The 10,744-nt window shown below is 33.0% G+C and carries 10 protein-coding genes; all 10 read left to right on the forward strand.

Going from position 1 to position 10,744, the window contains the following annotated elements:
* Positions 1 to 83 precede the first annotated feature (83 nt).
* The 10 genes from LQ686_RS11355 (at position 84) to LQ686_RS11400 (ending at position 10,523) form a co-directional block, all read left to right on the forward strand.
* Positions 84 to 1,805, forward strand: coding sequence for an ABC transporter ATP-binding protein (locus LQ686_RS11355; RefSeq protein ID WP_025905989.1), 1,722 nt, complete (start codon positions 84 to 86; stop codon positions 1,803 to 1,805).
* 291 nt (positions 1,806 to 2,096) lie between these two features.
* Positions 2,097 to 3,695, forward strand: coding sequence for an L-lactate permease (locus tag LQ686_RS11360; protein WP_107572985.1), 1,599 nt, complete (start codon positions 2,097 to 2,099; stop codon positions 3,693 to 3,695).
* A gap of 23 nt (positions 3,696 to 3,718) precedes the next feature.
* Positions 3,719 to 4,672 carry an L-lactate dehydrogenase gene (locus LQ686_RS11365; protein WP_025905986.1) on the forward strand — a complete coding sequence of 318 codons (954 nt, stop codon included), beginning with the start codon at positions 3,719 to 3,721 and terminating at the stop codon, positions 4,670 to 4,672.
* A 425-nt stretch (positions 4,673 to 5,097) separates the two neighbouring features.
* A complete protein-coding gene (locus LQ686_RS11370; protein WP_025906313.1) occupies positions 5,098 to 5,934 on the forward strand; it encodes a YitT family protein in 837 nt (278 codons plus the stop codon).
* Positions 5,935 to 6,142: 208 nt separating this feature from the next.
* Entirely contained in the window at positions 6,143 to 6,946 is an 804-nt protein-coding gene (locus tag LQ686_RS11375; protein ID WP_025906315.1) for an ABC transporter ATP-binding protein, read from the forward strand.
* A gap of 15 nt (positions 6,947 to 6,961) precedes the next feature.
* Positions 6,962 to 7,966, forward strand: coding sequence for a FecCD family ABC transporter permease (locus tag LQ686_RS11380; RefSeq protein WP_025906316.1), 1,005 nt, complete (start codon positions 6,962 to 6,964; stop codon positions 7,964 to 7,966).
* Positions 7,963 to 8,979: a FecCD family ABC transporter permease gene (locus LQ686_RS11385; RefSeq protein ID WP_025906318.1), complete on the forward strand. Its 1,017-nt coding sequence runs from the start codon at positions 7,963 to 7,965 to the stop codon at positions 8,977 to 8,979. The genes LQ686_RS11380 and LQ686_RS11385 overlap by 4 nt, the downstream gene beginning before the upstream one ends.
* Positions 8,980 to 9,160: 181 nt before the next feature.
* On the forward strand, positions 9,161 to 9,700 hold the full coding sequence (gene amaP / locus LQ686_RS11390; protein ID WP_025906320.1) for an alkaline shock response membrane anchor protein AmaP: 540 nt from the start codon (positions 9,161 to 9,163) through the stop codon (positions 9,698 to 9,700).
* A gap of 21 nt (positions 9,701 to 9,721) precedes the next feature.
* Positions 9,722 to 9,949 (forward strand): DUF2273 domain-containing protein, encoded by a 228-nt coding sequence (locus LQ686_RS11395; RefSeq protein ID WP_369919472.1) that lies wholly within the window; start codon positions 9,722 to 9,724, stop codon positions 9,947 to 9,949.
* Positions 9,950 to 10,010: 61 nt separating this feature from the next.
* On the forward strand, positions 10,011 to 10,523 hold the full coding sequence (locus LQ686_RS11400; RefSeq protein WP_107572984.1) for an Asp23/Gls24 family envelope stress response protein: 513 nt from the start codon (positions 10,011 to 10,013) through the stop codon (positions 10,521 to 10,523).
* Positions 10,524 to 10,744: the final 221 nt, after the last annotated feature.

Consider the following 10,744-nt stretch of genomic DNA (forward strand, 5'->3'; position numbering starts at 1 on the left):
GAACATATTTTAAATTTGGTATGTATAATCTCAATGCTGTAAAATATAACTATATCATTAATTTTAGTGAAGAGGTTATTAAAATGACAAAACAAAATCCTCTGCTTTATTTACTAAAAAAGGTAGACTGGCCTAAAAAATTAGTGTTTACGGCTATGACACTTTCAATTTTAGGTAGTCTTAGTGGTTTGCTCGTACCATTATTTACTGGGAAATTAGTAGATACATTTAATGCAGAAAGTTTAGATTTAAGAATGGTTTGGCTATTTATAGGTGTATTTTTAGTAAATGCAGTCTTGAGCGGTATCGGGACATATTTACTAAGCAAGATTGGTGAAAAAACAATTTATTCAATTAGAGAAAAGTTATGGAAGCATTTAATCAATTTAAAAATGAGTTTCTTTGATAAAAACGAAAGTGGACAATTGATGAGTAGAATTACAGATGATACAAATGTGATTAATTTATTTATCTCTGAAAAAGCACCAAGTGTATTGCCATCATTGTTAACACTTATTGGTTCGATTGTGATGTTATTTATTTTAGATTGGCAAATGACGCTCATGACATTTCTAATCTTACCTATATTTATCGGGATAATGGTACCTTTAGGACGAAAAATGGGTAAAATCTCAAAAGACACACAAACTGAGATTTCTAGGTTCAGCGGTATATTAGGAAGAGTACTTACAGAAATGAAATTAGTAAAAGTGACGGCGTCAGAAGAAAAAGAACTGGAAAAAACGAAAGGTACTTTATTAGGTATATATGATCTTGGATTAAAAGAAGCTAAAATTAGAGCAATCATTTCTCCACTTTCAGGCGTTATTATGACGTTAACCGTAGCTGTCATACTTGGATTTGGTGGTATTAGAGTTTCGAGTGGTGCGATTACTGCAGGGACATTAGTTGCAATGATATTCTATGTTGTACAATTATCTGCTCCAATTTTGAATTTTTCTATGTTTTTAACGGATTATAAGAAAGCTGTCGGCGCAAGTGAACGTATCTATGAGATTTATCAAGAAGAAGCGGAAAAAAGAGGCGATGATCATAATCAACCGATTACGAATCATCAAGATATTACATTTGAAAATGTTTCTTTTGGATATGAAGACAATCCTGTCATTAAAGATTTATCTTTATCCATCCGTTCTGGAGAAGTGACAGCATTTGTTGGTCCTTCAGGTTCAGGAAAAAGTACGCTGTTCAGTTTAATTGAAAGACTTTATCCAATTGATCATGGCCAAATATTATATGGGAACCAACCAATAGATGATATATCTTTAAAATATTGGCGACAGAAAATTGGATATGTTATGCAATCTAATGCGATGATGTCAGGGACGATTCGAGATAATTTAACATATGGTGTCTATTCAGAAGTAGATGAAGAAAAACTCGTACATTATACGAAGATGGCACGGTGTTATGATTTTATAATGGCGTTTCCACAAGGGTTTGATACAGAAATCGGTGAAAGAGGTACCAAATTATCTGGCGGTCAAAGACAACGAATAGATATCGCACGAAGTTTCATTAAGAATCCAGATATTCTACTACTAGATGAAGCGACAGCTAATTTAGATAGTGAAAGTGAATTCTACATTCAACAAGCGTTGAATGAATTAATGAAAGATCGTACAACTATTGTGATTGCTCATAGACTTGCTACGATAAAAAAAGCGAATCAAATTGTATTTTTAGATAAAGGTGAAATCACAGGCGTAGGTACCCATCAAGAATTATTAGCATCTCATGATAAGTATAGACATTTTGTAAATACTCAAAGTTTAACTGAATAATATAGAAGTGAATTGAACAAGATCCTAGAAAAACATTTCAGGATCTTGTTTTTTATTATAAAAAATTTTAAAAAATATGAGAAATAATGAAAGCGCAACCATTTAGATGGGGCAAAGGATTCTATAAATATCAAAAAACGAGTCAAAAATAATTCGTGATTTTTTTTCACAAAATGTGCGTCAAACCTATTGACCTCAGGGAAAAGAGGTGCTATATTTATATTGTGAAAAACATCACAAATGTTAAAGATGCGCATCTTGAAAAATAAAATAAGAAAGAAGTTGTTCATTGTGCTATTAAATAATATAAATCCATTAGACAACGTTACACTATCAGCAGTTGTTGCTAGTATACCGATTATATTATTTCTATTATGTTTAACAGTTTTTAAAATGAAAGGTATTTATGCATCTATTACAACACTTATTGTAACTTTAGTCATTGCATCATTTATCTTCGAATTACCACATACTGTAGCGACTGGAGCTATAACAGAAGGATTCTTTCAAGGTATTCTTCCAATAGGGTATATCGTCGTAATGGCAGTATGGTTATACAAAGTTTCAATTGGTACAGGACAATTTAGTATCATTCAAGATAGTATTTCAGGTATTTCTCAAGACCAACGTATCCAATTATTATTAATAGGTTTTAGTTTTAATGCATTTTTAGAAGGTGCTGCTGGGTTTGGTGTTCCTATCGCAATATGTAGTGTATTGTTAATTCAAATTGGTTTTAAACCTTTACAAGCAGCAATGCTTTGTTTAATTGCTAACGGAGCAGCGGGCGCTTTTGGTGCGATTGGTATTCCAGTTGGTATTATAGATAGTTTAGGTCTTCACGGTAATATTTCAGCGCTTGAAGTATCACAGATTTCAACACTTACACTTCCAATCTTGAACTTCTTTATTCCATTTTTACTTGTCATGATATTGGATGGATTCAAAGGTGTGAAAGAAATTTTACCGATGATTCTTATTGTAAGTACAACTTATACAGGATTACAAATATTGATTACGTATTTCCAAGGTCCAGAATTGGCTGATATTATTCCACCATTATTATCTATGGTTGCATTAGCAATTTTCTCAAAATATTATCAACCAAAAAATATTTTCAGAATTTCAGATCAAGAAGTATTGGAAACAAAGAAACATTCTGTTAAAACCATTATGTATGCATGGAGTCCATTCTATATTTTAACAATTTTCGTCATGATATGGAGTGCACCATTTTTCAAAGCTTTATTTGCTGAAGGTGGTTTACTTTCTTCATTAGTATGGAATATAAGTATTCCAGGTACATTTAATGAAATTACTAATAAACTGATCACATTAAAAATCGATATCTTTAGTGCAACTGGTACTGCAATATTAATCTCAGTAGTGATCACAATATTAATTTCGAAACACTTTAAGTTTAGTGACGCATTCAATTTACTACGCGTAACAATTAAAGAATTGTGGTTACCAATTTTGACAATCTGCTTTATTTTAGCTATTGCTAAAATCACAACTTACGGCGGACTAACAGCTGCAATGGGTCAAGGTATTGCAAAAGCTGGTAACATCTTCCCAATACTATCTCCAGTATTAGGTTGGATAGGTGTATTCATGACTGGTTCAGTCGTTAATAACAACACATTGTTTGCACCAATTCAAGCGTCAGTAGCAAGTCAAATTGGTACAAGCGGACCATTGCTAGTTGCAGCAAATACAGCAGGTGGTGTAGCAGCTAAATTAATCTCACCACAATCTATAGCAATTGCAACAGCTGCTGTTAGAGAAGTTGGTAAAGAGTCTGAATTGCTTAAAATGACTTTGAAATATAGTGTCGGATTCTTAATATTCATCTGTGTATGGACATTTATTTTAACAATAATTTTATAAATATAAATTGAGGAGCGATTATAATGAAACAATTCAAAGGTAAAAAAGTCGTATTAGTAGGTAATGGTGCAGTAGGTTCAAGTTATGCATTTTCAATGATAAACCAAGGTATTTGTGATGAATTTGTCATCATAGACTTAGATAAAAAGAAAGTAATCGGGGATGTCATGGATTTAAATCATGGTACAGTATACGGACCATCACCAATTAAAGTTAAATCAGGTGACTATAAAGATTGTCATGATGCAGACTTAGTAGTTATTTGTGCAGGTGCAGCACAAAAACCAGGTGAAACAAGACTAGATTTAGTAGCAAAAAATATGAAAATTTTCAAATCAATCGTTACTGAAATAATGGAATCAGGATTTGATGGTATATTCTTAATTGCCACTAACCCAGTAGATGTATTAACTTATGCAACTATGAAATTCTCTGGTTTACCAAAAGAACGTGTAATCGGATCAGGTACTATATTAGATACAGCAAGATTTAGATATTTATTAAGTGAAGAATTCGATGTCGCACCACAAAGTGTACATGCAAACATTATTGGTGAACATGGTGATTCAGAATTACCAGTATGGTCTCATGCCAATATAGCGGGTAAACCATTAAGAAGTATTATTGAAAAAGACGAATCACGTAAACATAGAGTAGAAGAAATATTTGTACAAACTCGAGATGCAGCATATGAAATTATAGAAGCAAAAGGCGCAACTTATTACGGAGTAGCAATGGGGTTAATGCGTATTACAAAAGCCATTTTGAACAACCAAGATGTGGTGCTAACAGTGTCTGCATATTTAGAAGGCGAGTACGGACATGAAGGCGTGTATATAGGCGTACCAGCACTTATAAACAGATCAGGCATTAGAGAAGTTATCGAAATGCCATTAGATGAAGAAGAAAAATCATTATTCGATAACTCTGTTAAAGTGTTGAAAGATATACAAGCACCATTTGAAGAAGAATTTTAATAGTAAGATATATCAGGGATTTAATATATGAAAATTTTAGTAGTACCGACAAAGTCTAGAAAAGATTTTGTCGGTATTTTTTGTGGTGACTGTTTGAATTAAGGGGGATTGTGAAAATGAGCGGGATTGGAAGCGGAAGATAGAGGAAGACGTGAGTTAAAGGCGGAGTAAACCCACGAGTCGTGGCTTAATGTCTGAATAAAGCCAAGATATGAGCCAAGTCATGGCTTAAGTCCAGAGTAAAGCCATGACATCATCTATTTCTCACACCTCCATCACTTCCTTCAATTCAAACCACTTTTTTCACATCATCATTCCACATCCATTATATGATTCGTCTTCTATTTAAAATCGGCATGTTGAGGGGATTTGAGGATTGTGGTAGTATCTATATGTCTGCTAAAAAATATAGAGGAGGTAAGGTCATGAAAAATAGAATTTTACGAGATATGATATTAATTTTGGCAGGATCTTTTATTTTTGCTACGGGTGTTAATGCCTTTATCATTTCTGCTAATTTAGGTGAAGGTGGCGTAACTGGGGTTTCTTTAATCTTACTTTATGCATTCGATATTTCACCTGCATGGTCTACGTTTATTTTAAATGCTATTTTAATTGCGTTAGGTTATAAATTTTTAAGCAAGAGAAGTACTGTATATACGATAATAGCGGTTATTGCTATTTCTGTATTTCTAGGTCTGACTGAATCTTGGGTTGTGCATACGAATGAGATTTTAATTAACACAATCTTTGGTGGTTTCATGGTTGGTCTAGGTATAGGACTCATTGTATTGTCTGGTGGTACGACTGCTGGTACGACGATTCTTGCCCGAATAGCGCATAAATATTTAGACGTAAATACATCATATGCTCTACTATTCTTTGACCTTATCGTCGTGATGTTCTCACTTACTGTAATGCCTTTAGAAAAAGCGTTACTTACAGTGATTTCATTATATGTAGGAACAAAAGTGATGGACTTTGTAATTGAAGGTCTCAATCCTAAAAAAGCCGTTACAATTATTTCTCAAAATCCCGATCAAATCGCTAAAATGATTGATGAACAAATTGGTCGTGGTTGTACGATTCTAAATGGTAGAGGCTATTATTCTAAGAAAGACACAGATGTCTTATATGTAGTTATTGCGAAGACACAACTTTCTAGAACAAAACGCATGATTCGAAAATTCGATGAAAATGCATTTGTCGTTGTCCATGACGTAAGAGACGTTCTTGGAAATGGCTTTTTAGTAGATGAATAATAATGTTTAAGAGGTTGGTACACGTTAATTGTGCCAACCTCTTTTTGTGAACGGAATACGAAAATATTCAGAAAATGATAGAAAAAGCTACTATTAAATGCTATAATACATGAATGTGAATGATGATAATGATTATCATTTACAAATATATACAATTAATGAAAATATCATATAAATAGAGTTTATTTTAATGGAAAGAGGGTTCTTTATGAATCGTTTAACGGGAGAAGCTATTTCAATAGGTTATGGAGACAAATTAATAGTTAATGAATTGAACCTTGAAGTACCAGATGGCAAAGTGACTTCTATCATCGGACCAAATGGTTGCGGTAAGTCTACTTTATTAAAAGCTTTAAGCCGTATTTTAAATGTACAAACAGGTCAAGTATTATTAGACGGTAAGAATTTGCATTCAACTTCAACTAAAGAAATAGCTAAAAAGATTGCTATTTTGCCCCAATCTCCTGATGTTGCAGATGGATTAACAGTTGGAGAACTCGTATCTTATGGTAGATTTCCTCATCAAAAAGGTTTTGGTAGATTATCTAAACAAGATAAAGAGGAAATTGAATGGGCTTTAAATGTAACAGGTACGCATGAATTTAAATATAGATCGATTAACGATTTAAGTGGTGGTCAAAGACAACGTGTTTGGATTGCGATGGCGCTCGCTCAAAAAACAGACATCATTTTCTTAGACGAACCAACTACTTATTTAGATATTTCACACCAATTAGAAATTTTAGAACTTGTACAGGAATTAAATAGAGAACAAGGTTGTACGATTATTATGGTCTTACATGATATTAACCAAGCAATCCGTTTCTCAGATCATTTAATTGCTATGAAGTCTGGTAAAATTGTTGCACAAGGTCAAACTGAAGAAGTTCTAACAAATGAAATATTGGAAGAAGTCTTCAATATTGATGCAGAGCTTTCTACAGATCCACGTACTGGAAAACCAATGCTTGTAACATATAATTTATTATGTAAGCACTATACAAAGTTATAAAAGGATGGCAACCCAATGACTCAGACTAAAACATTAAAAGCTAATCGCTATCCAATTATATTAACAGTTACAATCATTTTACTTGTAGCTGTTTTACTTCTGTCATTTTTATTTGGTGCAAAAACGACTTCGATTCAAATGGTTTATGATGCGATTTTTCATTATAATCCTAAAATAGAAGAACATAATATATTAAGAGAAATAAGAATTCCAAGAGAAATAGGTGCTGTTATTGTTGGTATGGCACTTGCTGTATCTGGTGCTGTCATGCAAGGCGTTACACGTAATGGCTTAGCTGACCCTGGTTTATTAGGTCTTAATGCTGGTGCGAGTATGATGCTTGCGTTAACTTTAGCCGTTATACCTAATGCAGGCTATTTCACATTAATGCTTGCAGGATTTGTAGGTGCAGCTATAGGTGGGATACTCGTTATGAGTGTAGGCTCATCTAAACGAGGTGGATTCAGCCCGATGAGGTTAGTACTTGCGGGTGCTGCAGTATCTGCGCTTTTAACAGCTGCAAGTGAAGGAATTGCTTTAATATTTAGATTAAATCAAACATTAACATTCTGGAGTGTTGGTGGTGTAAGTGGTACAACTTGGAAACAACTTATGATCTCTACACCAGTTGTAATTGTGATTTTAGTTATTCTTATTTTTATGAGTAGACAACTTACTATACTTAGTTTAGGTGATACACTTTCTAAAGGATTAGGCCAAAATAGTACATTTGTAAGATACACAAGTTTAATTGCTACAATGTTCTTAGCAGGTATAGCAGTTTCAATCGTTGGACAAATCGCATTTGTTGGCTTAATGGTGCCACATATTGTTCGATTTATGATTGGAACAGATTATAAGCGTGTAATACCTTTATCAGCAGTACTTGGTGGTTTTATTCTGTTATTTGCAGATATGATTGCAAGAATGTTAGGAGAAGCACCAATTGGAGCTGTTATCTCAATTATCGGTGTGCCGTTCTTCCTTTATCTTGTTAGAAGGGACGGTAAAATACTATGATACATCCTAAGGTTATTAAAAAACAACGCATTACATTTGTTATATTAGTTATCGCACTTATTGCTTCAATGGAATTTGCCATGACAACTGGTGAATTTAATATGTCCTTTACGCAATTTTTCAAGACGATATTTGGACAAGGTAATGAGCTAGATACAATGGTATTATTTGAATTTAGAATGCCTAGAATGCTCATCACAATACTTGCCGGTGCAAGTTTAGCATTGAGTGGTGCAATTCTTCAAAGTATTACGAAGAATCCTTTAGCAGAACCAGGTATTCTTGGTATTAATGCAGGAAGCGGATTTATGATTACGCTATTTCTTGTTGTTGGTACGATAAAAGCAGGAGATTTTGTATATGTATTACCACTTGTAAGTATGCTTGGTGGTTTAGCAACTGCAATGGTTATTTTCATATTCAGTCATAAACGTGGAGAAGGTATAAACCCTGTAAGAATGGTCTTAATAGGTGTAGGTTTATCTACTGCTCTGAGTGGAGCATCTATAACAATTATGTCTACGTTTGATCAAGATCAAATGGAATTTATCGCAAGATGGTTCGCAGGTAACATATGGGGAGATGAATGGCCATTCGTGTTCGCATTTATCCCATGGTTGGCGATTGTTATGCCATTCTTGTTCTATAAAGCAAATGTATTAAATGTATTAAGTACGAATGAACAAATTTCCGTTTCTTTCGGTATTAATAATAATAGAGAAAGAATTCTACTCGTATTCTTAGCTGTAGTATTATCTTCAGCTGCAGTTTCAGTAGCAGGCGGAATTGGTTTCGTTGGCTTAATGGGACCACATATCGCAAGAAGTATTGTTGGACCTAGACATCAATTATACTTACCAATTGCAGTGTTAAATGGTGCGATTTTACTTGTTGTAGCAGATACAATCGGTAAAATTGTATTAGAACCTAACGGACTTCCAGCAGGTATTATCGTTGCAATAGTTGGTGCGCCGTATTTCTTATACTTAATGCAAAAATCAACGCATATATAATCATGAACTCTCTTTCTATATTGAAAGAGAGTTTTTTCGTGCTTTTAATCACGACATATTCTAAGATTTATTAAAATTTTCCTAAAAAGTATACATAAAATATAAAATTTTGTTTTCAAAATCATTTTAGGGGTATAACAAGGAGTAGTAATAGAACTTTACATAGGAGGTGCAGTTGCCAGTGAGAAGATTAAAGAATTTTTTCCTAGGCTTATTCATAATAGTAGTTGTAGGCACTCTTCTTTTTATGTACTTGGATATTAGCCAAATTAAGAGCTATCAACAAGAATTATTAAAATATAATTGGTTTGAACCAACGTTGATTGCTTGTGCAGGCGTATTAATATTCTTTGGTATATTGATGTTCTTTGCAACATTTAAACCAACACATAAAAAGCCAGGTTTACATCGTGACTATGAGGATGGTCACATTTATATTACGAGAAATTCAGTTGAAAAATGTATTTATCGTACTATTCAAAAATACGATGAAGTACGTCAACCTAATGTTATTGCGAAACTGTATAATAAGAAAAATAAATCTTATGCAACAATCAAAGCTGATTTCTTTGTTGTTTCAGATACAGGTCAAATTCAAACATTAACAGATCGAATTAAATCAGATATCAAACAAAATGTTGAGCATTTCTCAGAAATACCTGTAAAAAATATCGAGATTAATGTCAGAGATCAAAAATCGAGTGACACAAGAGTTTTATAAGACTAAGGATAGGAGGTTCCGATTATGCCAAATGAAAATCAAGATCCAAATCAATTCATTAATTTTATTAAAGAATATAAATGGAGAATTATTGGTTTTATCGCAATGTTAATATTAGCAGTACTATTTTTAACTATTGGTTTTTGGAAAACAGTTTTAATCCTAGTCCTATGTTTAATAGGTGTAGGATTGGGGTATATTAAGGATTGTACACAGCAGTTCTTAAATTTCTTAAATAGAATAAGTTAGACTGCTTACAATATAAATAATGCAAACAAACAAATTATAAATTAAAGGGAGAGAATCTGTTATGGCAAACGTAGATAACAACAAAGCAAAAAGTAGTTACAATGAACAAACAGGGGTAAACGAACAAGAGCGTGAAGCTCAACAACAACAAGCTCAAGCTCAAGAGCAACAATTTTCAAATACATTATCATTTTCAGATGAAGTAGTAGAAAAAATTGCTGGAATTGCTGCAAGAGAAGTTAGAGGTATTTTAGATATGAAAGGCGGCTTTGCTTCTAGCTTAACTGACCGTTTCACATCTGGAAATAACGTAACTCAAGGGGTTTCTGTTGAAGTAGGAGAAAAACAAGCAGCTGTAGATTTAAAAGTAATTTTAGAATATGGCGAATCAGCTCCTAAAATCTTCAAAAAAGTTGCAGATTTAGTTAAAGAACAAGTTAAACATATGACTGGACTTGAAGTTGTTGAAGTAAATATGCACGTTGATGATGTAATGAGTAGAAAAGAATACGAACAAAAAAATTCATCATCAGATGAAGAAGGCCAATCAAAAAGCAATAAAGAATTACAATAATTTATAAAAAAGACGAGTGAGATATTATTGCACTAACCCCAAGATGTGGGAGTAAAATAAAAACACTTTCGTTGAATTCATATTAAAATGAATTTATACGGAGGTGTTTTTTCTATGAAAAGAGTGGCAAATTCAGTTGAAACAAAATATAAAGTAGTAGAAATGAAACTTAAAGGATATAGTACAAGAGAAATAATGGATGCTTTAAATATTAAAAATGA

It is taken from the genome of Mammaliicoccus sp. J-M41, assembly GCF_022385935.1.
Taxonomy (GTDB): domain Bacteria; phylum Bacillota; class Bacilli; order Staphylococcales; family Staphylococcaceae; genus Mammaliicoccus; species Mammaliicoccus sciuri_A.

Excerpts from the sequence above, each read along its gene's own strand:
- LQ686_RS11355 (WP_025905989.1), top strand. The coding sequence starts at position 84 with ATGACAAAACAAAATCCTCTGCTTTATTTACTAAAAAAGGTAGACTGG.
- LQ686_RS11365 (WP_025905986.1), top strand. The coding sequence starts at position 3,719 with ATGAAACAATTCAAAGGTAAAAAAGTCGTATTAGTAGGTAATGGTGCA.
- LQ686_RS11370 (WP_025906313.1), top strand. The coding sequence starts at position 5,098 with ATGAAAAATAGAATTTTACGAGATATGATATTAATTTTGGCAGGATCT.
- LQ686_RS11375 (WP_025906315.1), top strand. The coding sequence starts at position 6,143 with ATGAATCGTTTAACGGGAGAAGCTATTTCAATAGGTTATGGAGACAAA.
- LQ686_RS11380 (WP_025906316.1), top strand. The coding sequence starts at position 6,962 with ATGACTCAGACTAAAACATTAAAAGCTAATCGCTATCCAATTATATTA.
- LQ686_RS11385 (WP_025906318.1), top strand. The coding sequence starts at position 7,963 with ATGATACATCCTAAGGTTATTAAAAAACAACGCATTACATTTGTTATA.
- LQ686_RS11400 (WP_107572984.1), top strand. The coding sequence starts at position 10,011 with ATGGCAAACGTAGATAACAACAAAGCAAAAAGTAGTTACAATGAACAA.